The organism is Paraburkholderia sp. RAU2J, from assembly GCF_003634845.1.
Classification (GTDB): Bacteria; Pseudomonadota; Gammaproteobacteria; order Burkholderiales; family Burkholderiaceae; genus Paraburkholderia; species Paraburkholderia fynbosensis.
Window position 1 is genome coordinate 793,201 of the sequence record NZ_RBXG01000002.1, and the last position, 25,018, is coordinate 818,218.

Consider the following 25,018-nt stretch of genomic DNA (forward strand, 5'->3'; position numbering starts at 1 on the left):
ATCATAGGAGGTCAACGTGACCATTTTCGAAGGCATGCTGTCTGACTACCTAGGCGCACTGGCGCATCGGCGCGAGGCCTTGAGATCGAAAACACCGCTCGCTGAAGCAGACACGCTCCGGCTGTATGAAGCACTGGCTAACAATCCCCTCTCCGCGGAGCGACTCGCGAGGACGACAGGCACCGATCCGGTGGCAGTGCGCCAGTGGTTGGGGCGGCAGGTGGCGCACAGCCATCTTCAGTACGACGCGGCGCGTCAGCAATACTGGATGAGCGAACAGCAGGCCTTGGCAATCGGCCGAGAGCCCGGGCTGTGTTTTGTTCCCGACGCTTTCCAGATCTGGCGTCGCGCCAAGCCTTTCGCGCGGTGATGTGCAACACGGCGACTCGTACTCCGCGCGACGTTTGAATCCGCGATCCGGCGATCGTGCGTCACCCTTCAGGCCTGCTAGACTGGATGTTTCTGAATTCGTGGAGGGGAACATGACGACACTCTACGTCGTGAAGACCGGCGAGAAGTTCCTATGCACGGCAGAGGACGGCGACATTGGCCTGGCGCCGGAGATTAAGGAAGCCATGTCGTTTCTCTCGTACGAGGAAGCGGAGAAGGTGGCGAAAGAGCACGCCGATCCCGGTTACGAGATTCTGGCGGTTAATGTTACGAAACGCTGATGTGGAGTTCCCTTCCAGGCGCTTGGTAAGGCGCCTCGAGCTGCGGCGCGCATAGCCGGTCGTCGGCGAACGTGGTGCCGACAGCAATCTCGTAAGCGGACTCCTGCCGGAACACCACTTCAACCAGCCGCGCCTGGGCGCTCATGTTGCTGTCGATCGACGGCCGGATGAGTTCGACCGCCGTGCGCATCGACTCGGTCGGGAAACCCTTCGCTGAACGGAACCGGATACGGTGACGCCCAAGAGTAAGCCAATCGTATTCGAATTCCATGGTGTCCTCGCAGGGTGTTGCACGGTGTCGTGAACACAGGGGGGCAATCCGAATTCAAGAACAAAAAGTTGCCATCGCCCCTTCAAAATTTCCGTTTCCAGTCCTATCTTGAATATCGTTCGGGCAGTCGCGCTGGGAGATTTTGGCGCGCTGCGTGTTTCGATTTGTTTGCCCGCAGCATGGCGGACGGACTGGAGCGCGTAGGCTGGTTCGTCTTCCCTGCTGGTTTGAAGGAGGAAAACGACCATGAGTGATCTCTATTCCGGGACCGACCTTTTCAGCGAGTTCGACCGTCTGCAACGGCAGATGGCGAGCCTCTTCGGCGGCTTCCCCTCCAGCATCCGTTCCGGGCGCGCCGGCGCATTCCCGCAGGTCAACATCGGTTCGACTGACGACTCGATCGAGATCGTCGCGTTCGCGCCGGGTATCGATCCGGCGAACCTCGACGTATCCATCGACAAAGGGCTGTTGACCATCAGCGGCGAGCGCAGGACCGCACAGCCGGACGCGGCTGGCGACGACACGCGCACCTATGCGCAGGAGCGGTTCGTCGGCTCTTTCCGGCGCGTCATTGAACTGCCGCAGCATGCGGACCCCGACAACGTTAAGGCGCAATACACCAATGGCTGCCTGACCGTCAGCATCGGCAAGCGGGAGACATCCAAGCCGCGGGCCATCACCGTTCAATGAAACCCGTCGCAGAACTGAGGAGGACATCATGAACGACACCACAGAACTTGCCAGGAAAGACGAAAAGGCGGTGGCGCGGCGCGAAGACGACCAGTCACAACGCCGGATCACGCTGACGCCGCCCGTGGACATCTTCGAGGATAGCCAGGGCATCACCCTGTGGGCGGATTTGCCCGGTGTGACAAAGGACCGGCTCGATGTAAAGGTGCACGATGGCAACCTGTACATCGAGGCAGAGGCAGTTGTACCCACGCCGGAGGGGCTGCGTCTGCATCACGCCGAGATCCGCCAGCCTCACTTCGCGCGGGCGTTCGCTCTTGGGGCTGACTTCGACCCAACGAAAATCGACGCAAACCTGAAGGACGGCGTGCTGAGGCTGACGATACCGCGCCGCGACGAAGCGCGGCCGCGGCGGATCGAAGTGCGGACGGACTGAAGTCGGCAGGTGGGCAGCAACGACAGGAAGAAAACCGGTGGCGGTGTTCTCCGGCCGGACCGTAGAGGAGGATACGATGAACACGGACCCGAAAAAGTGGAATCCCTTCAAGTTCCTACGCGGGGCGGCCCGCAAGTCCGATGCGGACAGGCCGGAAAGCCCCCCGGCGAATGAACAGTGGCGTGCCCCGTGGCCTGACATTCCGCGGCTGTTCTCACGCGAACCGTGGCGTGCTGTGGAAGAGTTCTTCCATGACCCGTTTGCAGGCCGCGGCGCGCTCGAACGATGGTTTGGCGACTTCAGTTCATCGCGCTTCCAGCCGCGCATCGACGTAGTCGACGAAGGGAAGGTGTTGCGCGTGACCGCCGAGCTGCCCGGGATGGAGCGCGAAGACCTGAATGTGAGCGTCGAGGATGGGGCGATCGTTGTCAACGGCACTCAGGAATTGATACAGTTTCTGTCGGCATCGGCACTTCAGATTTGATACACCGGGTTGTAGTGTTATTGCGGTGCCGACCGCATTCCGTTGGCGGCGTTCTCCTTTGTCGTAGTCGATCTCTTCATAACCAGTCCGGCGCGCCGCTTGTCGCGTAGTCGATAGCTCTCGCCCTGGATCGCCACGACGTGAGCGTGATGCAATAGCCGGTCGAGCATGGCAGCAGTGAGCGTTGCGTCATCGGCGAACGTCTGGTCCCACTGCCCGAATGGAAGGTTGCTGGTCACGATCAGACTGCCGCGCTCGTATCGTTTGGCGATCACCTGGAAGAACAGGTTGGCCTGTTCACGGCTCATCGGCAGGTACCCGATCTCATCGATGATCAACAGCCGGTACGGGTTGATGAACCGTTTGAGGGCGTCGCCCAGCTGATTCTGCCGATGTGCCGTGGTCAGTATCATCAGCAGGTCTGCTGCCGTAATGAAGCGCACCTTGATTCCAGCTTGCGTTGCTGCATAACCAAGCGCCATTGCAATGTGCGTTTTGCCTGTGCCACTCGGTCCGAGTAATACGACGTTCTCGTTTCGCTCCAGAAACGTCAGACTCGCCAGCTCCTGAACCTGCGATCTGGGCACACCGCTGGCTGCTGCGAAGTCGAAACCGTCGAGGGTCTTGATCGTCGGGAAGCCTGCCAGGCGTGCAAACGTCGCGCGCTGCCTGACGAGCCGCGCCGTGTGCTCGGCCTTAAGTACCGATTCGAGAAACTCTGTCAGGTTTACCTCATCGGCGATCGCCTTTTGCGCCAGGTGCGGCAACGCGTCCGCGATGGTCGTGAGCTTCAGCTGGGCGCATAGCTGCGCCACTCGTTCGTGTGCGATGTTCATGCGGCAACCCGAATCAGCTGGTCGTACACGGACAGCGGGTGCTGTAGCGGAGATAGCCAGTCGTGGAATCGCTCGCGCAACTCCTGTCCGCTCGCCGGTGTCGTTGCTGGCAACAGCGACGGATACGGTGGCGGTACGCTCTGCAAGGCCTTCTGCTCAACAAGCAACTGCTCGCCTGGCTTCAAGCGGGTCGTTCCATGTATCCGGACATGCGCAACTTCGCGTAGCCAACGCCAGACTTCAGTGTTGGCGGTCGTCACGTCCAGTTCGACGTTGGCCGCCTTGAACTGGGCGGCCAGCGGAACGTAGAAACTGCGGCGCAAATATCCGTTCATCCGTTCGACCTTGCCTTTGGTCTTCGCGCGATAAGGCCGACAAAGCTGGGGCTGAAACCCGTAGTGCCGGGCGAAGTCGAGAAACCCCGGCTGGAAACGGTGCTGCTTCGGACCATAAGCATCCCGCTCGATGACAACGGTCTTCATATTGTCGTACAGCGCACGGCGCGGCACACCGCCGAACCAGTTAAAACAGTTGACGTGACACCTGAGCAAAGTATCGAGTCGCATGTCGGAAACGAATTCGACGTAAGTCGCGCGGCTATAGCCGAGAGTGGCCACGAATGCGAACAGATTCGCTCCTTTGCGCCGGCGGAACTCGACCCAGTCGACCTGCATCTGATCGCCCGCGGCAGTCTCGAATCGCACCAAAGGATCGGGCGCCGGTAGAGGCCGCAATGTCGCAACGAACTTGCGCACGATTCTCTCGCCGCCATTGAATCCCTGCGATTGGATCTCGCGCCACAGAACTGTCGCTGGAATCCAGTCCGGTGCCGCTGACGCGATCCGTTCCCGAAGATAGGCTTCGAACGGTTTCAGTATCGAATCGCGCGCAGTCGCTGCGGGCCGAAACATCGGCGCGTCCTGCGTCGCCAGATATTTCCTCACCGTGTTGACGGAGCAGCCAACCTCACAAGCAATGGCACGCAGGCTCTTGCCCTGCTTGTGCAATATCCTGATCTGCATGTATCCCTCGTACGAGATCATCGCCGCTCAAAGCGGCCATTATCCCTTCGTCGAGGTGTATCAATTCCTCAGTGCCGACGGTGTATCAATTTACAGGTGCCGATGACAATCGTGTTGCGCGGCGAGAAGAAACAGGACGTGCGCAGCGAGGAAAACGGCTGCTACCGGCTCGAGCGCGCCTATGGAAACTTCGTGCGCACGATCCCGATGCCGGAAAACGCCGACCCCGATCACGCCCTGGCAAAGTTCGACAATGGTGTGCTCACGTTGACCGTGCCAAAATCGGAGCCGGCGCGATCCACGAGTCGCACGATCGATATCGGCTAGGGCAAACCGTCGGGAAGTGCCCTGGTCGCGGCGGACATCGAGCGAGCCGGGCCGTTAGCTCAGCTGGTAGAGCAGCGGACTTTTAATCCGTTGGTCACTGGTTCGAATCCAGTACGGCCTACCCAGTCGGCACGCTTGAGTCGGACTTTGCACGCGCGACAGGACTGCATGCCCGGTGTCCGGTCGGGGGGTGCCGGATAAGCGCATCGGCTCTATCGCGGCTGGTCGGCGATGGGGCCGGAAAGTAGCCACTCGAAGCAGCGTAAACCCGACGGGGTTGTATCACGAATTCCCGCGTAGGATAAATTCGACAAGAATGCCTCGGTGACTTCTTTCCACAGGAGCAGGCATGCGACTCGCTGATTTCATCTTACGAAATATGGAATCTATTGTGGCGCAGTGGGAGGCGTTTGCAGCCACGCTGGTTCCAGCTGCAGCCGGCATGGAATCGCTCGCCTTACGCGACCACGCGCAGCAGATTCTCGAAGCTGTGGCCAAGGACTTGCGGACTTCGCAAACCCGGGACGCGCAACACCAGGAATCGTTGGGGCGAGCCCCGGTACCGGTCGATGCCCCGGAAACAGCGGCGCAAACGCATGCCATTCTGCGCGCGCGAGGCGGCTTCAACATCAAGCAGCTGGTCGCCGAGTACCGCGCGCTGCGCGCCAGTGTGCTCCGTTTGTGGATGGAGGACTGCCAACCCAACGCTCCTGATCTGGACGACGTCATCCGTTTCAATGAGGCCATCGATCAGGCGCTCGCCGAATCAGTCGGGTTTTTCAGCGAGCAAGTCGATCAAGCCCGCAATCTGTTCCTTGGGATGCTCGGGCACGACCTGCGCAGCCCGCTTCAGACGATTCAGGTGACGGCCTCCTATCTCGCCGCCCTGAATGCGGGGGAGCGCGTATCGGGAGCTGCAGCGCGGCTGATGCGAAGCGGTGCCCGGATGCAGTCGCTTCTCGATGACCTGTGTGATTACAATCGGACCAGGCTAGGCTTCGGTATCAACGTCATTCCCGCCAGCGTTAATTTGGCGGACGTGTTCGCCGATGAGTTAGACCAGCTGCGCGCAGTTCATCCGGACAGACAGATCGAGCTGGAATTGCACGGCGACGCTCAAGGCGTCTGGGACGGCCAGCGTCTGCAGCAATTGCTTGGCAACCTGGTCCTGAATGCGGACAGGTACGGAGCGCCGGACTCGCCGGTGCGCGTGGTGGTGACTGGCGACGAGGCGGAGGTTCGGGTCGAGGTCAGGAACAGCGGACCCGGCATCGAGAGGTCGCTACTGAAGCGCATCTTTGATCCCCTCCAGCGCGGTCCGGATCGTGAGAATGGACGAGACGGTGAGGGCAGTCTCGGACTCGGTTTGTATATCGCCAGCGAAATCGCCAAGGCCCATCACGGTACGATCGAAGCGCGGTCTGACGAGACAGAAACTGCGTTCACGGTACGTCTGCCGCGCAGTACGTAGGGAGTAAGTGATGTCCATGCCGCGACTCGCATGCAACGAAATCGCATAGGGCTGCGGCCGGCAGTTTCCGCCAGTCGCGACCGGCCGCTATTCGGTCGACTACGGTTAGCTGCGGTCGCTAGCGCCACGTCAAGTCGCCGATGCGATGCGGGAAAACGAGCCTGACGGGGCTGGGCTTCGCGTACTAGTTTCTTTAGATGCGGAGTGGGTGCTTCACTTCTGCAAGTGGCGCTTGTGGGGCCTTCGCCGAGCCTATCGCGAAACGCCACGCGGTCGCGGATAAGGTCGTCATTCGATTGGCTGGACTAGTCGCTGAAAGCGGCATGCGTCCGCAAATTCGCGATATACGCGCGATTTCGCGCAGAGGCTGGCCAAATCCATCACCACCATCCGGGCCAGGAAGAGCAACCGACGCACGAAACAACACGCGTTGTAGAAGTTGGAGGTAGCGCTATGAACGGGAAAGCTCTCCTTACGAGCATCTTGCTGCTGGCTGGATTGTTCTGCTCCGTCTCGCCTGCATTTTCTCAGTCATCGCCCCCGGCGTCGGAGAAAACGAAACAAACCGAAGCGTTGGTCGACAAAGCCGCGGCACTGATTGACGCCAAAGGTAAGGCCGCGTTTACCGAGTTCAGAGTGAAAGGCAGCGAGTGGTTCCAAGGGGACACCTATCTGTTCGTCTACGATCTGAAAGCAAATGTCTTGTTGAATCCGGCCTTCCCAGCCCGTGAAGGCACCAACGTTAGCGGTCAGAAAGACACCAACGGCAAGCTGTTTCACGACGCGATGATTCAGACGGCGCAAACGAAGGGATCGGGCTGGGTCGATTACATGTTCCTGAGGCCCGGGCAGACTCAGCCTTCACATAAATGGACCTATGTGAAGGCAGTCAAGATCAATGGAGTTCCAGGCCTTGTAGCTTCGGGTTTCTATCTGGACTAGATTCTGCCTGGTCTCAGTGGATGCGTGAGCATCTTCTCTCGCGCTTCGCTTCCCTTTGCCGATGCCGGTCATTCGAAAATTGAACGACCGCTTTCGGCCATCGAATTCGATGCCTTGTATTTCCGCTTCACGCCCTGAGGCGGTCAGTCAAGGTTTTTCCGAGGGCATGCGCAGCCCACATCCTTGACCTTGTAGCCTCGGGCGTCGCTCATTCATGAAACGGCGGATGTCGAAGAAACGTCGTGCGCTCATCTGGCGAGTTGCCCACCGCCGGCCAGCGTCATGGTCATAACAGGCGACCCGCCGGCCGGCCGTGGACAACTCGCGACATGACGTCAAGCGGAGGCAACCCACGGATCCGGAAGCAGTTGCGTAACCCGTCGACCGGAGCGGGCTACCCCGGAAGCCCGAGGTTCCCGAGGAGTGGTGAACCGCGTTTCCTCAAGGCGTTGAGGTAGATGTTCTCGTCGTACCGCGTTCCGGTCTGCCAGCAGCGGTAGATGATCCGTATCCACTTGAACGCCAATGCCCGCACGGCGGCCTGATACGAGCTGCCCTTCGCCCGCTGTTGCCGGTAGTAGGCGCCCGCCCAGAACGATTTGTTGATGGTCTGGCCCGCCCATTCGACGAAGGTCTGGCGCAGGAAGGTCGGGCATTGCCAGCGCCAGTGCACCCAGCACTTCTTGCCGCTGCGCTCGGTGACCGGCGCGATGCCGGAGTACTTCTGCAGTTCATCCGCGCCCCTGAAGCGGTCACGTTGCTCGCCAAACGCAGCCAGCAGGCGCGGTGTCAGATGCGGACCTGCGCCGGGCAAGCTGTCAAACAGGTCGAAGTCGGGCAGCGCCCGTGCGACTGCCGCGATTTCCCTGTCGAACACGTCAATCGCAGCGAGCGCTGTGCGCAGTTGCGTCACCAGCATCAGCGCGAGCAACCGGTGAGGTGCAACGATACCGGGATCATCAGTGAGCGATGCAGCGCAGCGGATTGACTCCAGACGTCCCTCAATCAGTTGGGCCCGGCGACAATTGTGCGCATGGAAGAACGTTTCAAGGGTCTTTCTGTTCGCGCGCCTGGCTGCCGGCAGAGTAGGCCAGCGGGTCACGAAATCACAGAACAGCACCGTGTCGATGTCGTCGAACCATTCCAAGGCTTGAGGATAATACTGCTTGAGTGCGTTGGTTAGCCGGTTGGTGAACCGGGTCTTGTCGCCGACCAGTTCACGACGCTGTTCGATCAGGCTCAGCAAGGAGCGCATGCCTGCGCTCTGCGGCCTGAGCGGGCTGAACCGCTCAGGATGGCGCAGCAGCAGGTCGAGTGCCAGTTCGGCATCGGTGGGATCGTCCTTGGCCCGGCTCGGCTTGAATGCCTCACGGTACTTCGCGAGCATTGCAGGGTTGATCGGGAATAGAGTGACGAACGCATGTTTCTGCAACACAGAGACGATCGGCCCTGTGGCCAGCTCAAGCGCGACCGCGATCGGACCACCAAAGCGCTGATGTAACGCCTTTGCCCATTCATCAATGCGCGTAACCTGGTGAGGGATGCAGTCGAACTCGCGCCTGTCGTCGCCTGCCTGCTGTAGGCAGATGTCATGTTTGGTATCTGCCCAGTCGAGGCCGACGAAAGCCTTGAATTGCTGGTTCGATAGAGGTGCCATGTGAACCTCCGCAAGTGATAGATTACCCCGTAGGGACATGCATGCTTGCGTCCAGCGAAGGCAATATAGTGAGCCGGTGCCACGGCGAACCCTGAGTATTCGTTATCGGACGCAGGCGCACCCGTGGACTCGAAGCTAAAGCGGCAATCGTCCAGGCGTTTGGGTCGGGATATTCGTAGTCCACGGGTGCATGTCCCGCCTCGACTGGCAGCTCGCTGCCAGTCCCACCAGTATCGATGAAAGCGGGACGGACTATCTATATCGGGTCGCTAGGACTCGTTCGCCTTCTCTGAAGCCGACATTCACAGCTACTGCGCTTCCAATGGCAGCAAAGTGACGACCAGCAGCCGCATGTCGACTGACCGGCGAGCGTCCACAATTTAAAGCTGTCGATCTCGGAAGCTATTTGAATAACAAGAGCGGTGGAAGTGGCCTGTTTCAACGCTTAAATCACCCGAGGCGGAAGTTATTTGATTGAATTTTCGGAAGGTAATCGAGTTCCTCCACAACTACGTCCAATCGAATCATTGTGCCGGCCGCATTCCACTCGCCGCTACCGGGATTTCTTCAACGCCTTGAAAAACGAAGATACCAGCACGCTATCGCGCCGCTCGCGCAAACAGCACACGTGAATGTGTGTGCTAACCGGATCTCCGTCGATGCGCAACGGCCGCAGCCTGTCGTCGGGAACGTATTCCGATTGCGACACCGTACCTACACCGAGCCCACGCGCAACGGCCTCGCGCAACGCTTCACGGCTGCCTATCTCCATTGCCGTGCGTGGTTTCAAGCCCGCATCGATAAAGGCGGTTTCGAGCGCCTTGCGTGTTGTCGAGCCGGGTTCGCGCATCAATAGCGGTTCGGCAGCGAGTTCGTCGAGGGTGATCATGTCGCGAGAGGCCAGCTCGTGTGCGCAATTGACGAACGCTATGACCGGATATCGCGCATACGGTTGCATGTGATAACGCTCGTCGTCGAACACGCTGGCAATCACACCGACATCGCACGCGTAATCGTTCAGGTCGCGTAACACGGCCTCCGAATTGCCGAGTGTGACCGCGAGATGCATGTGCGGATATAGCGCGTGATACGACTCGATCATTTCCGTCACGTGAAACGGGCCGACCGCGCCGATTTTCAGCGAGCCATGTTTGAGCGTGCCACTGTCGTGCAGCATCGAATTGGCGTCGGCTTCGAGGCCGCTGATCTGCCGCGCGATCGGCAGCAGGTCCATGCCGACTGCCGACAACTCGACACGCCGGCCGCGCCGGTGGAACAGCTCGATCCCGTGCTCTTCCTCGAGTGCCTGAATCTGCGACGTGATCGTCGTCTGACTGATCGACAGAGCGCGCGCCGCGGCCGTGAAGCCGCCGTGCTGGACGACTGCGATAAAACTGCGCAACTGAACGAGCGTCATAGGCGGATAGGCGAATTCATCGAAAGTATTGTCCCAGGCGATCCATCGAAAAAATCGGTTGAAACATAGTAATTAACCGGGTGATTCGATCATAGGTGCGTCATGTGACAAAACTAAGCTGTGTTCATCGACACCTCGCCACCTTTCGGGTCATGAACACGATGCAGCCATCCCCCTTTCAAACCGCCTGCTCATACGGCCGCACGTATCGCGGCCCCGTCACCACCGCAATTTTCGACTGGGCCGGCACCGTGCTCGACTTCGGCTGCATGGCGCCGGTCGATGCATTTCGCCAATGCTTCGCGTCGGCCGGCGTGCCGATCTCCGAAGCCGAGGCACGCGCGCCGATGGGTGCGGCCAAACGCGAACATATCGTCGCGATTCTGCGGATGCCCGACGTGCAGTTGCGCTGGAGCGCGCGTCACGGCGCGCAATCGAATGAAGGCGACGTCGACGCGCTGTACGCCGAATTCCTGCGCGTCGACGAGCGCAACGTGGCGCGCTATAGCGACCTGATTCCGGGCGCGCTCGATTCGCTGGCGGCGCTGCGCGCACGCGGCATTCGTATCGGCAGCACGACCGGCTATCCGCGCGAAGTGATGAACAACCTGCTGCCGATTGCGAGCGACAAAGGCTATTGCCCCGACCACTGCTGTACCCTGAGCGAAGTGTCGCGCGGACGCCCGTTTCCCGACATGTGCCTCGACAACGCGTTGGCGCTCGGTGCCCCCGACGTGCGCGCGTGCGTCGTCGTCGACGATAGCCCAACGGGTCTCGAATCCGGTCTCGCGGCCGGCATGTGGACCGTCGGCATTGCGGCGAGCGGCAACGAAGTGGGGCTCTCGCTGACCGACTGGCAGTCGCTCGATGACGACGGCCGACGCACGCGGATCGAACCCGCGCGTCAACGTCTCGCGCGATCCGGCGCGCACTACGTGATCGACAGTATTGCCGATCTGTTGCCGGTGATCGACGCGATCGAAATGCGTCTCGCCGCCGGAGAGAATGCGTGAAGACATGGAGCTTTCATAACCCCGTGCGCGTGCGTCTCGGCGTCGATACGCTAAACGAAATCGGCACGCTGCTCAATGGCCGCAGTTACGCGATCGTCACCTACCGCGACGCGCCATTCCGGGCGATCACGCAGCGGATCGAAACGATTGCAGGTCCCGCGCTCGCGTATATCGACAACGTCGAAGCGAATCCCTCCATTTCGATGCTGCGTGCCGCGTGCGCGCAACTTACCGCGTTGCCTCGATTGCCCGAGGTGCTGGTCGCGTTGGGTGGAGGCTCGGTGATGGATTCGGCGAAAGTGCTGGCCGCCGAACACGGCGAATTCGAGCCGATGCTCGCGTATCTGACGCAAGGGCACGAAAGCGGCCGCTGCGCGTTGCCGATCATCGCCGTTCCCACCACGTCCGGCACGGGTAGCGAAGTCACATCGTGGGCCACCGTGTGGGACCCGGAGAACGAGCGCAAGCTGTCGTTGTCGCGCGACGATCTGTACCCGGAGGCGGTGCTGGTCGATCCGCGCCTCGTGGTCGGGCTGCCGCGCGTGCAGACCGTGGCGAGCGGACTCGACGCGTTGTCGCATGCACTCGAAAGTCTGTGGAACGTACATGCAAATCCGGTCACGCGGGGCCTCGCAGTCGAAGCCGCGCGCGAAATCATCGCCGCGCTGCCGCAAGTCGCCGCCGCTCCCACGAATCTCGACGCCCGCGGTCAGATGGCGCTCGGTGCGTTGCGGGCGGGCCTTGCGTTCTCGAATACGCGGACCGCGCTCGCGCACAACATTTCGTATGCGATCACGCTCGGCCACGGCGTGCCGCACGGCCTTGCATGTTCGTTCTGTCTGCCCGCCGTGATGCGGGCTGCTATCGGCGCCGATCCGGCGTGCGACGCGGCGCTCGACGCAATTTTCGGCTCGCTGGAACATGCGCCACAACGTCTCACCGAATTCCTGCGACTGCTGGGCGTCGATACGCACCCAGCCGCGTACGGTCTCACGTCAGCCGAATGGACCGGCATTGTCGACGACGCATTTGACGGCGCGCGCGGCCGGAATTTCATTGGCTCGCGCGAGCGTTTTCCTTCTTTCGATTTCGAACCGATGTTGCTCAAGGAACCATCGTGAACCCTAAAAACACGACGCAAACCGACGCGCTCGCGCGTCTCGACAACATGCCGTGGACTCGCTTTCATACATTGCTGATCGTCGCATTGGGCGTTGGCTGGGCGCTCGATTCGTTTGAAACCAATATCATCGGCAGCGTATTTGGCGTTTTGAAGACGCAGTGGCATTTGAGCGCCGGGCAGGGCTCTATCGCCGTCAGCGTGTGGGTGTTCGGGATGCTCGTGGGTGCGATCGGCTTCGGTTATCTGGCCGACCGGTTTGGCCGCAAGCGGCTCTTTCTCGCCACATTGCTCTGGTACGCCGCGTTCAGCGTGATGACCGTGTTCTCATGGAACTTCGACTCGTTCCTGTTCTTTCGCGCGATGACCGCGTTGGCCGTGGGCGGTGAATATTCGGCCGTCACCGCGACGATGGGCGAATTCATTCCAAAGCGGCATCGCGGTAAAACCGATTCGCTGATTCTGTCGGGCTTTCCGCTCGGTGCGCTGCTGTCGGCCGCCGTGTCGTATCTGGTGCTGAACAACCTGCCAGCGGACATATCGTGGCGTGTCGGTTTCGGTCTCGGCACGACGATGGCATTGCTGTTCTTCTGGATTCGCCGAGTGATTCCCGAGTCGCCGCGCTGGTTGCTGCAACAAGGCCGCGTGAAAGAAGCGGAAGCAGTCGTCGATCAGATTGTGAGCAGTGCATCGCCGCAGCAGGCGGCGCAAGCGGGGCGACGTTATCCCTCGGTTGGATTCATGCCTGAACAGGCCGCGTTCTGGCGCAACGTGCGGGCGCTCTTCGGCGAATATCGAGGACGCTGCCTGGTGGCCAGCGCATTCAATTTCTCGCAGGCGGCCGTTGTATACGGGGTGCTTTCGCTGATGGCTCTGGTGATTCTTCCGTTCATGAAAGTGTCGGCCGGCGATATGCCGCTTTACTACATGTACGGGAATGCCGCGGCGCTGATGGGCGGCTTGACGGCTTCAGTACTGGTCGAGCGTTGGGGGCGGCGTGCATCGCTGTTCGTCAGCTACACGTTCACCACGTTGTCGATTCTCGTTATCTACGGGACAACTTCGCTGCCCGGTATGGTGATCGGCTATTGCATGATCCAGTTCGGCGTGACATGGGCTTATATTTCCGGCTACGTCGTCTCGTCCGAAATTCTACCGACTCGTGTGCGGGCGACGGGGCTGGGTGTTTCCGTGGCCGTAGGACGCGTCGGTGCGGTCGTCGCGCCGCTCATGTTGACGAATGCGTATGCGAGTTCGGGCACGCCGTCGTCGGCACTGATTGCACTGCTGGTGCTAGCGTTGCCGGGGCCGATTGCGGCCGCGTACTGGTGGATTCGTGGGAACGAGACGCGCAATGTCTCGCTGGAAACGGGGAGCGGGCAGGTTATTGCCGGTGCATTGCAGTAAGAAATCTGGGTGAGGCGGTTGGTGAGCCAACCGCTTCGCTCAACCGCCTCAGCCACGGTGTCTTCACGCTCGGCCTGTTGGTCGACGACCGGCACAACACGTCGTATCTGATCGCGGTGCAGAACAGCGGCGTGGACCGCACTGTCGAGCTTATCTCCACCCACGTCCGGAAAAACGCAGCGATCGTGCGAACGGAGAAAAGCGAGGCGTCGATGCCAACTGCGGCTGTGACGGAAAACGGCAGAACGTAGTTTTCCCCGCTTATATCCAGATCTCAGTTTGATGAAAATGTCGATCTGCTTTGTCGATAAGTATTTTGTGAAAGTAAATGTAATGAAAGTTTCCCTTCACTGAAGATAAATACGCCGATCCGATAATCCCCTGTCGCCTGCATAGATGGAAGGCGCGAAAAAGAAGCAGTACATGCAACCAACAGGGACACCCCACAATGTCGGCCAATCCAATAAAGCGTACTACTCCTCTTCTCACGTCGATCGCGGCAGCCTGCGTACTGGCAGCCTGCGGCGGCAATAGCGACAACTCGCCTACCGCCAGCAACCCGCCGCCGACAGTCTCCGGTGTCGTTGCGGCCGCCGGCTACGTGCCGGGCAACACGAGCGGCAATCCGACCATCAAGGCAGGCTACTACGCCGGCGCCACGGTTTGCGTCGACGCAAACGGCAACGGCAAGTGCGACGCTTCCGAAGTTACCGCGACGACGGACAGCAACGGTCACTTCTCGCTGCAAACCAGCGCCACCGGCCAGTTGATCGCCGACGTGAGCACCAAGGCCACCAACACGGCGACCGGCGCAGCAGTCCCGAGCCACATGATCCTGCGCGCCTCGGCTGCGCAGATCACCGACCAGGGCGCGACGAGCGTCGTGATCAGCCCGATGTCGAGCGAAGTTCAGCGTCTCGTCGAAGCGAACGGCACGACCTACGCGGCCGAGAAGGCCAACGTGGCCACGCGCATGAGCACGCCGGCTCTCGGCGCGTCGTCGGTGACGGTGTCTGCAGCCGACGTGCTCAGCGACGTCAACAAGCTCTCGGGCGCAGAGCAACAGTCCGTGCTGTTCGAAGAGAACCAGCTCGCGAACCGCTACACGTACGCGACGACCAAGCTCGATCGCGGCGACCTGTTCCCCGACAACCTCGCCGTGCCGGGTGGCGATCCGTCGCTGGTCAACGCAACAGGCGTGAGCGCCGCAACCGTCGTGAAGCCGACCGTGTCGCAGGCGCCCGTCACGTTCGCGCAGGCACAGCAGGCCGCGTTCAACGTCGAAGGCATTCCGCGTTACGACAATGTGTTCGTGATCATGCTCGAGAATCACAGCGTGGGCCCGACGCCGGGTACGCCGGGGATTCTCGATTCGACGAACGCTCCGTTCATCAACCAGTTCCTGGCCGCCAACAACCAGTTCACGACCTACTACTCGACCGGCAACCCGAGCGAGCCGAACTACACGGCACTCGGCGGCGCGGACGATTGGGGTATCGTGGACGACAACTGGTGGGGCTGCGGCGCAGGCACGAGCGGCAGCAACGCACCGACGGACAAGCCGTTTGCCGGCGGCACCGCTTCGGACGGCCAGCCGCTCGTCGCAGTCGGCGCACTGCCGCCGCAAGACACGGCTCACCTCACGGCCCTGACGAGCGCGGCCTGTATGACGCCTGGCGCGGTCGCCAACCACAACGTGTCGGCTCCGAGCCTGTTCACGCTGCTTTCGCAAGCCGGCATGACGTGGCGCAGCTACAGCGAATCGATGAACCCGGGCCAGGACCCGCGCGCGGACAGTATTGCCGACGCGGCCATCTCGGACACATTCAAGGGCCCGGGCGGCAACGGGACGGCCTTCACGGTGCCGGGCGCGCTGTACAAGACCAAGCACCACCCTGGCATGGCCTACCAGCAGACGCGCAATCTGCCTGAGTTCTACGCCGACAACCGCAGCATCTTCGGCACGCAGTACACCGCCGCCGACTGGGCGAAATCGACGGCCTACAAGATCCCGACCGGTTTCAACTTCGACCAGTTCAGCACCGACCTCGCACTCGGCGACGTGGGCAACGTGAACTTCATCATGCCGGACCAGTGCGATGACATGCACGGCACGGGCAGCGATCCGTCCTGCTCGGGTGGCAGCACGCAGATCGTTCAGCGTGGTGACGACTACGTGCGTCAGGTGGTTGCCAAGATCCAGGCGTCCCCGCTGTGGACCAACAAGCAACGCAAGGTGGCGATCGTCGTGATGTTCGACGAAGGTGAAGGTAGCTCCACCTCGTGCTGCGGCTGGAACCCGGTGACGTCGAACGTGAACCAGGCACCGCTGACGTTCGCCAACGGCAAGTTCACGCCGACGACGACCACGCTGTACAACGCCGGCAACCACGGTCACGGCAACTCGGTCTTCGGTGTGGCGACGAACCAGGCTAACGCGAACGTTGTCGACAGCGACGAGTACAGCCACTTCTCGCTGGTGCGCACGTTGCAGGACATGTTCCAGATCGCCGACCCGGCTCAGCCGCAAACGTACCTCGCTCGCGCGAAGTACACGGAGTCGTTCATCGCGAGCAACATCCTGAACCTGCCGGAACTCGCGGGCAGCGCCGATACGCACCTTGACTCCGTGCGTCCGATGAACCACGCCTACATCACGCCTGCAACCTACACGCAGAAGCTGAACCCGGTTGACGTGACGAGCACCTCGCTGGCTTCGCGTAAAGCTGGTCCGGACGCAACCCAGGCCAACGTGTGGGCCCTCGCCAAGTAAGTGCGCAGCTCGGAGGCAATGGATCGCCTCCCGCATCGGCAAGCGCGTAATTGCTCCCTGCCGGGCCGCGTTTTTCGCGGCCCGGCAGTTTCCGTTCTGTCCGTCCCATTGCCAGGGGGCCCTTCGGCCCTGCCAGGACCGCCCGGCAATCGGACTCAGGCAAAAAAAATTAATATGCGAAAAATCTCCGTGGGCGTGATCTGCGCGCTTTCTTTGATATTGACGGCCTGCGGCGGCGGCGGTGGCAGCGACAGCAGCAGTAGTAGCACTAACGGCAGCGGCTCGAACCCGCCGACCTCGGGCGGCAGCGTGGCGCCCCCGGCCACGGTCAAGCTCAGCGCGGCGGCGCAGGTCGGCCAGCAATTGTTCTTCGACCAGAATCTGTCCGGCGGCAAGAACATGTCCTGCGCGAGCTGTCACAGCCCTCAATATGCGTACGGGCCGCCCAACAGCCTGTCCGTGCAGCTCGGCTCCGATCCATCGCTGGAAGGCCAGCGCGCGGTGCCTTCGCTGCGCTACAAATCGATGACGCCCCCCTACAACGACGTCGCCGACAACCCCGACGGCATCACGCAGAACGCACCAGGCGGCGGCTTCATGCTGGACGGCCGCGCGACGACGCTCGCCACGCAGACGGCCTTGCCGCTGCTCAATCCGCTCGAAATGAACAACGCGTCACCGGCCGCCGTCGTGCAGACCGTGAAGGACGCGTCGTACGCGGCGCTGTTCCAGCAGGCATTCGGCGCGAACGTGTTCTCCGACGCGAACGCCACCTTCACCGACGTCGGTCTCGCATTGCAGGCGTATCAGCAGGAAGATCCGAGCTTCCAGCCTTACGCAAGCAAGTTCGACCTGTATCTGTCCAACAAGGTGGGCGGTACGCTGACGGCGGCGGAAATGCGCGGCCTGCAGCTGTTCAACGACACCGATCACGGTGCGGGATGCGTTGCGTGCCACTATGCCGGCGCGAACTTCAACGGCTCGGTCGCGCTCATGACCGACTTCACGTATCAGGCGATCGGTGCACCGCGCAACGACAAGCAGATCTGGGACAACCCCGATCCGATCCCGAGCAACAACGACACGTCGTATTACGACATGGGCTTGTGCGGCCCGCTGAACAACATCCACACACCCGGCACGGCCAGCAGCGGCGCCGGCCCGGATTCGTTCACCGGCGTGAATGTCCCCGATCCGTATTGCGGCCGCTTCAAGGTGCCGACGTTGCGCAACGTCGCGACACGCAGCGTGTTCTTCCACAACGGTGTGTTCCACTCGCTCGTGCAGGTGCTCAATTTCTACAACACGCGCGACACGAATCCGGAGTACTGGTATCCGAGCACCGGCGGCGACACCAGCCAGATGACGCAGAACCCGTCCTTCGCGCTGTTCCCGACGGCTGCGTCGGGCGCGACCGCCCAGGCCTTCAACGATCTGCCCGTGGCCTACCAGGGCAACATCGACGAAGAACTGCCGATGGGTCAGGGGCAGACCGACGCCGGAGGTACTACCGCGGCCGACGGTGCCAAGCCGCGCGCGGTTCACTCGACGCCGCAGTTGACGCAGCAGAACATCGCGGACCTGGTCTGCTTCCTGAACACGCTGACCGACGGCTATCAGCCGCCCGCCACGCCGCCTACCAGCGGCGCCTGCGTGAACTGATGAAGTCGGCGATTCCTGCGCGCAGTCTATCCATTTGGGGCAGGCCGCGCGTCCCGTTTTATTCGTACCTGGCAACTCAACTCGAGCAACAAACACCATGACGCGACGTTTCACCTTTGCCCGCTTCACCTGCAGCGCACTCTCCTTGATCGCACTATCCCTGTTCGCCGGCTGCCATGACAAAAGTCAGGACGTCAGCCAGGAAAACTTCACCAGCGCCATCAACGATTTCCTCGGCCAGCGCGGCCACTTGTGCCTCGCCAAATACGACTGGCCGATCTACGCGACGACGGACGACCAGGCCGCCGGTACGCGCGATGCGGTACAGATGCCGGTACTCGAGAAACTCAAACTCGTCGCGGGCAAAGACGTGGTGGTCGAACGCACCGACGGCACCGGCAAGAAGATCACGGCGAACGCGCGCCAATATCAGTTGACGGATGAAGGCAAGAAGTACTATCTGCAGATTCCGGAGGTTGTCGCGACCGCCAACTCGCGCGTCACGCACCCGGCCGATTTCTGCGCGGCGACGCTCAAGCTCGACAAGGTAGTGGGTTGGGAACGGCCGACGCAGGTAGACGGCAAGACCGCGACTTCGGTGATCTATACGTACAAGATCGAGCCGGCGGCATGGGCTCAAAATGCCGACGTACAGCGCGTATTCCCGATGATCAAGCGTGTGATCGAAGGCGCGGGCACGATGCAGTTACGCGAAGGCGTGCACTTGACGTCGAACGGCTGGGTCGCCGACGAGGTCTTCCAGCGTTGAAACCGGTCTGCGGGGCGCGTGCTCAGCCGCCTCGCAAACCGACCGTTACGCCTGATCGCGCGGCACGAAGCGGCGTGTGCGAATCCATTTGGTGGCCACCCATTTCTCGCCGGTGCGCAAAGGCGTGCTCGTATGCAGGGAACTCGGGTCACAGAGCCCGAAGCGGTTGCCGTATTCGAAATAGAGCGCCTGGCCGCGGCGCGGCACCACCGACCACCCGAGTTGCGGGAACACGGTTTCGCCGCCGGCTTCCACATCGTTCAGATACATCAGCAGCGTGCCCACGCGCTGTCCGCTGCGCGCGATCGACTCCTGATTCGCCGGGTTGGCCGGGATCAGGTAATCGACGTGCGGTGTCGACTCGGCGCCGGCTTCGTAATGCAGCAGTTGCAGACCCTCGCCGTTCTCGACAGACAGGCCCGTGAGTTCGGCGATCCTCGCTTCCAGGCGCGTGATCAGCGGGGTCTCGCCAAGACGAAAAAACATTCCGTCGCTACTGCGGTGGCCCGCCACGACATCACGACCGGTGACGGGATCGACCACGGTCGAATGGTTCAGACGCGGGCGCGCGAGCGCGATCAACTGCTCGCATTCGTTCGCGCTCAGAAAATCGTCGAGCAGTACCGCAGCGGGCCGCTGCATACGCGAAATGACTCGCACCTGGCGCTCGCCGAGCCGGATCGTCGGTCCGTCCGGCACGCGCAGCGCCTCCGGTTCGTAGGTGACCGGCGCACCGCCTATTTCGAGCGTCGCGCCCGGCAACGATGTGCCGTACAGAAAAGACGAAGAGACCGCATTGACCATCGCCGTCGCGAGTTCGATCGCATTCTTTCGATCGACCAACTCGCGCACAATCGCTTGTGGAGCAACGCCGCGTGTGAGGTTCTGAGCGATCCAATCGCGCACTTCGGCGGGGAAACTGACGGTTATGGACATCGGAGTGTCAAGCTATGGGCTGGAAAGGGGGTATCGCGGGAATGCCGGCAAGGCCGAAATCAACCCATCATCTTAGCGGCTCATGAAGATAACTCGATGACAGAGATCGACTGCAAGTATTGCTCTTTCCTGTCGAAGGAGGCGCTGTATCCCAACGAAAAACACCGGATGTCTCAGGCAACGCTGGAGACCGATATCCGCCAGCTGCTGGAGTCGCATCGCACCCCTGAAGTTACCGTTGCCTGGCAAGGCGGCGGACCCCGCCTTTCGTATTGCTGGAGCAACGTGCCAAGCAGTTGGCTCCCTGGCGGCGGTTCAGGGGGATCGCCGTCATCCTTCTTTGTGGCGACTTCGGTGGTCTTTTTGGTCCGTTTGCTCCGGGCCTGATGCTGCAGGCTTCGGGCTCATTCAGACTACCCGTGTATGTCATGGCCGCACTGCTCGCAGCAGCCGCGTTGCCGGCCGTGTTTTTTCGCAACGCCGAGGCCTCGATCGCGTTCGGCAAGACGAACCACCAGCAGTGAGCGTACGTGCGAGACCTGATGTGCGGGGCGTACCCATGCCACGAACTGACGGCTATTAACATTTTTCGAAGAATCGGTGACGTTCACTATTGGTGGTTATCCAGCGATAGAGCCATGCCAGGATGCGGGGCCGTTAGCGGCGCGTGACAGCGCGCCAGGCGGCCCGTTTCGTCATTCCGCAATGGATGACGAAGAGACAGGGATTGACGCTAGCGAAGCACCGGTCAATCGATACTTCTCGCTGCGACATACGACCAAGGTCCAATATCTAGCGACCTGTCTCAGGCCTATGCTTGATCCGACGTAATTCTGTACGGCGATCGCCATGTCGATGTCGGCAGGCCTGTTGCGGAATATGGCCCATTCGTACCGGTTTGACATCGGCTACCTGTTGAGCCCACCTGGCCGAATCTCCCAGAGCTGAATGGCTTCCCATCACGACGTTGATTGACTCGTCCGAACCCGTTGAAGCAGAGAATCCAGAGAGGATGCATGCGGAGAAACCGCTACCGCTTCTCGTCTCGGTTCAGGTAATTCCCCAGCCGGCACGAGTTCGTTGCCGATCGTCGGTTTCGTTTTGACGAACTTGGGCCTGATGGCCAACCTTAGCTTTGAAGGAGCGAAGATCAGCAAGCTCGATGTCGGATGCTGGCACTGAACTGCACTGCATGACTGTGCGGCGGCATGGGTCCGTCCCGACTGCCATGGTGATGAACGGGCCCTGGAGTGTCGCCAGCGCATTCTCGAGATGACCTGCGGGAGACAAATGATGATGCTCACACCGATTACCGAACGGGTGCAGTCCAGAGAATTGCTCGACGTACTGATTCGCGCAGGACTGGTTGCCGTTCTGGCCATTTTCTGTTTCCGGATCTTCGTCCCGTTCCTGAATCTCATGGTATGGGCGTTGATCCTCGCGATTACGCTCTATCCGCTTCAGGTCAGACTCCGGCGTACGCTCGCCAACAAGGATGGCTTGATCGCCACGCTGATCATCCTCGTCGCGTTTGGCATCATCCTCGTGCCGACGTATCTGCTGGGCGTCGCGGTGGCCAATTCGATCGAGCATGGCATGGCCATCTTCAGGAGCGGCAGCTTTAACATTCCACCGCCAGATGCATCGGTGGCCGGCTGGCCGATCGTTGGGCAGCGTGTCTACGACTTCTGGCAGCAGGCCTCGATCGACCTCACAGGGCTGGCGCAGAAGTTCGCTCCGCAACTCAAGGAGGCCGGTCTCGCTGTGCTCGGAACGGTAACAGGGTTGGGCGCGGGACTGCTGGTATTCTTCGTTGCTCTGATCGTTGCCGGCATCTTGATGGCGCATGGCGAAAAAGGCCACAACAGTGCGGTGCAAATTGCTTCGCGCATCTCCGGTCCTGAGAACGGCCCGCAAATCACCGAACTTTGTACGGCCACGATTCGCGCGGTCGCTCAAGGCGTGGTCGGGATCGCGTTCATCCAGATGCTGCTCATCGGCGTCGCGTTCGTCCTCATGGGTATTCCCGGTGCAGGCCTGCTGGCGCTGGCGGTGCTGCTGATCGGCATCATGCAGTTGCCCGCCACGCTGATCACGGTGCCCGTGATTGCCTTCGTGATCGTCACGCAAGGCGTAAGCACCATAACGATCATCTTCTCGGTCTATGTGTTCGTCGCGGGACTTGCGGATAATGTGCTCAAGCCATTGCTGCTAGGCCGCGGCGTCGCCGTACCCATGCCCGTGGTGCTGATCGGCGCGCTCGGGGGGATGGTGACAGGTGGTGTCATCGGCCTGTTCATCGGGCCCGTCATGCTCGCGGTGGGCTATCAGTTGTTCTGGCGATGGGTAAAAGACCCGGCGAAGCCGGCGCGGCTAAAAGAAGGGCATCACGCCTGATGCTCGCGGAGGCGATCCGTGTCCCCCGCGGCAGCTCACGCGCGCCTGTACTGGCCGCTTCTCGCCACGGGCTGCCTGAGCGCGTGCATACGAGTCGGACCGGATTTTCACCCGCAGCACGAGAGCTGGACAGAGCACTGGAGCAGCACGTCAATCGAGCAGGCCACCCAGCAGGCGGCCCAGCCTGACATTCGGCAATGGTGGCGGATATTCGCGGACCAGAACCTCGAAAGCCTGATCGCACAGGCCGATGCAAACAACGGCGATGTGAAGATTGCCGGTCTGCGCGTGCTCGAGGCGCGCGCCCAACTGGGCATCGCGGTCGCGGGCCGCTATCCGCAGCTGCAGCAGGCCAATGCCGACGTCCTCTATTCGACGCGCAAACGCTCGGATGGAGTCAATCCGCACTCGGGCGGCTACTGGCAGTACGGGCTGGGCTTTAGCGTGGGCTGGGAGCTGGACTTCTGGGGGCGCTTCAGCCGCGCAATCGAATCGGCCAACGCTTCGTTTTTCGCGGCGCAAGCCAATCGCGATGACGCATTGGTCCTGCTGCACGCGCAGGTCGCCGATACGTATTTCACGCTGCGCACGGCCGAGGCGCGCCTGCGCATTGCGCGCGAGAACGCCCAGTTGCAAAAGCGCAGCTACGAGATTGCGCTAAAGCTTTTCAAAAGCGGTGAGACGGATGAACTCGATCTGCAGCAGGCGAAGACGCAGTATCTCGGTACGCTGAGCAGCATCCCCGATTTCGAGAGCCAGACCGTGCTTGCGCGTCATGCACTATCCGTGCTGCTTGGCCGCCCGCCTGGCCCGTTGCCGGAACTGAATGTGCAGCCGGACAAAGCGGAAGTGCTGCCACTCGTGGATCGCGCCGTGCTGCAGGACGTCCCCGCAGATCTTCTGCTGCGCCGTCCGGATGTGCGCGCGGCCGAATTGCAGATGGCCGCGCAGTCCGCGCTTATCGGCGTGGCGAAGGCCGATTTTTACCCGTCGGTGTCACTGCTTGGCTCCCTCGTCTGGAGCGCGAGTTCCCTTAACGGTTCGCCGAGCACGCTGGCCCTGATCGGTGGCCCGAGCGTCACGTGGAATTTGTTCGACCACGGCAAGATAAGCAACAACGTGCGCGTGCAGGACGCCCGGCTGCAGGAACTGACCATCGCTTACCAGAACACCGTGCGCGAAGCGGCCCGCGAGGCTGACGACGCCGCCACGACAATCCTCGCCGCGTGGCAGCGGGACACGATCCTGAACGACGCACAACGGGCCGCGCAGCGCTCGGTCAAGCTCGCCAATACGATCTATCGGGAGGGCTACTCGGACTTTCAGCGCGTTCTCGACGCGCAGCGTGCATTGTTCGCACAGCAGGACGCGTACATCGTCAACCGCGGCAACGCGGTGGGCAGTCTGATTGCGCTCTACAAGGCGCTCGGAGGCGGCTGGTACTCGGAACAGCCGCTCATCGATTCCGCCACGCGTCAGCAGATGCAGCAGCGCACCGACTGGGGCGACTTGCTGAACGAAACGAATACGCCATCCGCCACCGCCAGCTCATCCGGGGGTTCGTCACGATGAGCGACAAGCCAGAACCCGCCGCAGGCACTCCGCTGAGCCCGCCGTCCCCACCGCCTGCCGCCGACCCGTCGGGCAAGGCGGTGAAGTGGGTCGTTTGCTTGATCGTGGTCAGCCTGATCTGGTATCTGCTTGCCGATCGCTTCACCCCTTATACGCAACAGGCGCGCATTCAAGCCTACGTCGTCTCCGTCGCCGCGGAAGCATCGGGGCGAGTGACGCGTGTTCTCGTGCATAACAACCAGGAAGTCAAAGCAGGCGACGTGCTCTTCGAGGTCGATAACGAGCAATACCGGATCGCCGTCGATCGCGCGCAGGCCGACTTCGAATCGACGCGCCGGCAGGTCGGCGCGAGCACGGCCGGGATCGATTCGGCGCTCGCCTCGCTGCGCGCGGCCGTCGCGAATGAAATCAAGGCACGGCAAGATAGCGAGCGCCTCGAAAGGCTGTATCGCGATGACGAGGGCACCGTCTCGCTGCGGCGCCTCGAAGTGGCGCGAGCGACTCACGAGCAGGCCCAAAGCCAGGTCGCGGCAGCGCGCGCCGAAGTGGAGCGGGCTCGCGAGCAGCAGGGTGGTCAGGAGGCAGACAACGCACAGTTGCGCAGCGCTGGCGCGGCGCTGAAAAAGGCCGAGCTCGATCTTGCCAACACCCACGTCACGGCGCGCACCGGTGGCGTCATCACGGATCTGCGCACGGAAGTCGGCCAGTTCGTGGCGGCGGGCAGCCCGGTCATGACGCTGATTGCCATCCGCGACGTATGGGTCAGCGCCGATCTGACCGAAAACAATCTGGGTCATCTGCAGCCTGGCACGCCCGTGGCGATTGCGCTGGACGCGCTGCCGGGCGAGGTTTTCGAGGGGCGGATTCGCAGTATCGGATATGGCGTGAGCGTGGGGCAGGGCACGCCGCCCGGCAGTCTGCCCACGGTACAGAACAGCCGCGACTGGCTGCGCCCCGCGCAACGCTTTCCGGTGATCGTCGAGTTCGAACCGGGTGAGAAGGCGCGCCTTCGCAACGTTCGCGTCGGCGGGCAGGCGGAGGTGATGGCGTTTCCAGATCCGGGCAATCCGCTCAATCCCCTGGGTCGCGTGTTTCTGCGCGTGATGAGTTGGATCTCCTACCTTTACTGAACGACGAGCCACTGC

General features: G+C 61.5%; 21 protein-coding genes, 1 tRNA gene and 3 pseudogenes. 19 read left to right on the top strand and 6 right to left on the bottom strand.

What is annotated here, in order from left to right; translation table 11 throughout:
- The first annotated feature begins 16 nt into the window (after positions 1 to 16).
- Complete coding sequence (locus B0G69_RS21015; RefSeq protein ID WP_121320660.1) at positions 17 to 370, top strand: hypothetical protein; 354 nt, start codon at positions 17 to 19, stop codon at positions 368 to 370.
- Between the two features lie 112 nt (positions 371 to 482).
- The gene (locus tag B0G69_RS21020) at positions 483 to 671 is read left to right on the top strand and encodes a hypothetical protein (protein ID WP_121320662.1); all 189 of its coding nucleotides are present in this window, start codon (positions 483 to 485) and stop codon (positions 669 to 671) included.
- A 31-nt stretch (positions 672 to 702) separates the two neighbouring features.
- Here B0G69_RS21020 and B0G69_RS21025 read toward each other — a convergent pair.
- Positions 703 to 942: pseudogene (locus B0G69_RS21025) on the bottom strand (hypothetical protein); the annotation flags it as partial.
- Between the two features lie 246 nt (positions 943 to 1,188).
- Here B0G69_RS21025 and B0G69_RS21030 point away from each other — a divergent pair.
- From B0G69_RS21030 to B0G69_RS21040, 3 genes and pseudogenes are all read left to right on the top strand, one after another.
- Complete coding sequence (locus B0G69_RS21030) at positions 1,189 to 1,632, top strand: Hsp20/alpha crystallin family protein (protein WP_121320664.1); 444 nt, start codon at positions 1,189 to 1,191, stop codon at positions 1,630 to 1,632.
- A gap of 28 nt (positions 1,633 to 1,660) precedes the next feature.
- Positions 1,661 to 2,068, top strand: a complete 408-nt coding sequence (locus B0G69_RS21035; RefSeq protein WP_121320666.1) for an Hsp20/alpha crystallin family protein — start codon at positions 1,661 to 1,663, stop codon at positions 2,066 to 2,068.
- Positions 2,069 to 2,144: 76 nt separating this feature from the next.
- Positions 2,145 to 2,513 (top strand): annotated as a pseudogene (locus B0G69_RS21040) (Hsp20 family protein); the annotation flags it as partial.
- A gap of 56 nt (positions 2,514 to 2,569) precedes the next feature.
- On the opposite strand, the gene istB reads toward B0G69_RS21040, so the two are convergent.
- Both istB and istA read right to left on the bottom strand, forming a co-directional pair.
- Complete coding sequence (gene istB, locus B0G69_RS21045; protein WP_121315176.1) at positions 2,570 to 3,388, bottom strand: IS21-like element helper ATPase IstB; 819 nt, start codon at positions 3,386 to 3,388, stop codon at positions 2,570 to 2,572.
- Entirely contained in the window at positions 3,385 to 4,410 is a 1,026-nt protein-coding gene (gene istA / locus B0G69_RS21050) for an IS21 family transposase (protein WP_241991246.1), read from the bottom strand. Before istA ends, istB begins: the two co-directional genes overlap by 4 nt.
- Before the next feature lie 108 nt (positions 4,411 to 4,518).
- Here istA and B0G69_RS21055 point away from each other — a divergent pair.
- The 4 genes and pseudogenes from B0G69_RS21055 to B0G69_RS21070 form a co-directional block, all read left to right on the top strand.
- Positions 4,519 to 4,737 (top strand): annotated as a pseudogene (locus B0G69_RS21055) (Hsp20/alpha crystallin family protein); the annotation flags it as partial.
- 48 nt (positions 4,738 to 4,785) lie between these two features.
- A tRNA-Lys gene (locus B0G69_RS21060) sits at positions 4,786 to 4,858 on the top strand.
- Positions 4,859 to 5,086: 228 nt separating this feature from the next.
- Positions 5,087 to 6,208, top strand: coding sequence for a sensor histidine kinase (locus B0G69_RS21065; RefSeq protein ID WP_121320670.1), 1,122 nt, complete (start codon positions 5,087 to 5,089; stop codon positions 6,206 to 6,208).
- Positions 6,209 to 6,661: 453 nt separating this feature from the next.
- On the top strand, positions 6,662 to 7,150 hold the full coding sequence (locus B0G69_RS21070; RefSeq protein WP_121320672.1) for a cache domain-containing protein: 489 nt from the start codon (positions 6,662 to 6,664) through the stop codon (positions 7,148 to 7,150).
- A gap of 394 nt (positions 7,151 to 7,544) precedes the next feature.
- Here B0G69_RS21070 and B0G69_RS21075 read toward each other — a convergent pair whose 3' ends face one another.
- Both B0G69_RS21075 and B0G69_RS21080 read right to left on the bottom strand, forming a co-directional pair.
- A complete protein-coding gene (locus B0G69_RS21075; RefSeq protein WP_121316209.1) occupies positions 7,545 to 8,807 on the bottom strand; it encodes an IS110 family transposase in 1,263 nt (420 codons plus the stop codon).
- Positions 8,808 to 9,360: 553 nt separating this feature from the next.
- Positions 9,361 to 10,224 (bottom strand): LysR substrate-binding domain-containing protein, encoded by an 864-nt coding sequence (locus B0G69_RS21080; RefSeq protein WP_121320674.1) that lies wholly within the window; start codon positions 10,222 to 10,224, stop codon positions 9,361 to 9,363.
- 161 nt (positions 10,225 to 10,385) lie between these two features.
- Between B0G69_RS21080 and phnX the strand changes: the two genes are divergently transcribed.
- From phnX to B0G69_RS21110, 6 genes are all read left to right on the top strand, one after another.
- A complete protein-coding gene (phnX, locus tag B0G69_RS21085; protein WP_121323798.1) occupies positions 10,386 to 11,237 on the top strand; it encodes a phosphonoacetaldehyde hydrolase in 852 nt (283 codons plus the stop codon).
- On the top strand, positions 11,234 to 12,358 hold the full coding sequence (gene psrA, locus B0G69_RS21090; protein ID WP_121320676.1) for an iron-containing alcohol dehydrogenase PsrA: 1,125 nt from the start codon (positions 11,234 to 11,236) through the stop codon (positions 12,356 to 12,358). Before phnX ends, psrA begins: the two co-directional genes overlap by 4 nt.
- 47 nt (positions 12,359 to 12,405) lie before the next feature.
- On the top strand, positions 12,406 to 13,764 hold the full coding sequence (locus B0G69_RS21095; RefSeq protein ID WP_121323799.1) for an MFS transporter: 1,359 nt from the start codon (positions 12,406 to 12,408) through the stop codon (positions 13,762 to 13,764).
- Between the two features lie 448 nt (positions 13,765 to 14,212).
- Positions 14,213 to 16,537, top strand: coding sequence for an alkaline phosphatase family protein (locus tag B0G69_RS21100; protein ID WP_121320678.1), 2,325 nt, complete (start codon positions 14,213 to 14,215; stop codon positions 16,535 to 16,537).
- 174 nt (positions 16,538 to 16,711) lie between these two features.
- Positions 16,712 to 18,199, top strand: a complete 1,488-nt coding sequence (locus B0G69_RS21105) for a cytochrome c peroxidase (protein WP_121320680.1) — start codon at positions 16,712 to 16,714, stop codon at positions 18,197 to 18,199.
- A 97-nt stretch (positions 18,200 to 18,296) separates the two neighbouring features.
- Positions 18,297 to 18,968 carry a hypothetical protein gene (locus B0G69_RS21110; protein WP_121320682.1) on the top strand — a complete coding sequence of 224 codons (672 nt, stop codon included), beginning with the start codon at positions 18,297 to 18,299 and terminating at the stop codon, positions 18,966 to 18,968.
- A 45-nt stretch (positions 18,969 to 19,013) separates the two neighbouring features.
- Here B0G69_RS21110 and B0G69_RS21115 read toward each other — a convergent pair whose 3' ends face one another.
- Entirely contained in the window at positions 19,014 to 19,904 is an 891-nt protein-coding gene (locus tag B0G69_RS21115; protein WP_121320684.1) for a 2OG-Fe(II) oxygenase, read from the bottom strand.
- A gap of 96 nt (positions 19,905 to 20,000) precedes the next feature.
- Here B0G69_RS21115 and B0G69_RS41450 point away from each other — a divergent pair, with 96 nt between their 5' ends.
- From B0G69_RS41450 to B0G69_RS21135, 4 genes are all read left to right on the top strand, one after another.
- Positions 20,001 to 20,291, top strand: coding sequence for a hypothetical protein (locus B0G69_RS41450; protein ID WP_199731308.1), 291 nt, complete (start codon positions 20,001 to 20,003; stop codon positions 20,289 to 20,291).
- A gap of 906 nt (positions 20,292 to 21,197) precedes the next feature.
- Complete coding sequence (locus tag B0G69_RS21125; protein WP_121323800.1) at positions 21,198 to 22,301, top strand: AI-2E family transporter; 1,104 nt, start codon at positions 21,198 to 21,200, stop codon at positions 22,299 to 22,301.
- An 18-nt stretch (positions 22,302 to 22,319) separates the two neighbouring features.
- On the top strand, positions 22,320 to 23,873 hold the full coding sequence (locus B0G69_RS21130) for a TolC family protein (protein WP_241991424.1): 1,554 nt from the start codon (positions 22,320 to 22,322) through the stop codon (positions 23,871 to 23,873).
- The gene (locus B0G69_RS21135; protein ID WP_121320686.1) at positions 23,870 to 25,003 is read left to right on the top strand and encodes an HlyD family secretion protein; all 1,134 of its coding nucleotides are present in this window, start codon (positions 23,870 to 23,872) and stop codon (positions 25,001 to 25,003) included. The genes B0G69_RS21130 and B0G69_RS21135 overlap by 4 nt, the downstream gene beginning before the upstream one ends.
- Positions 25,004 to 25,018: the final 15 nt, after the last annotated feature.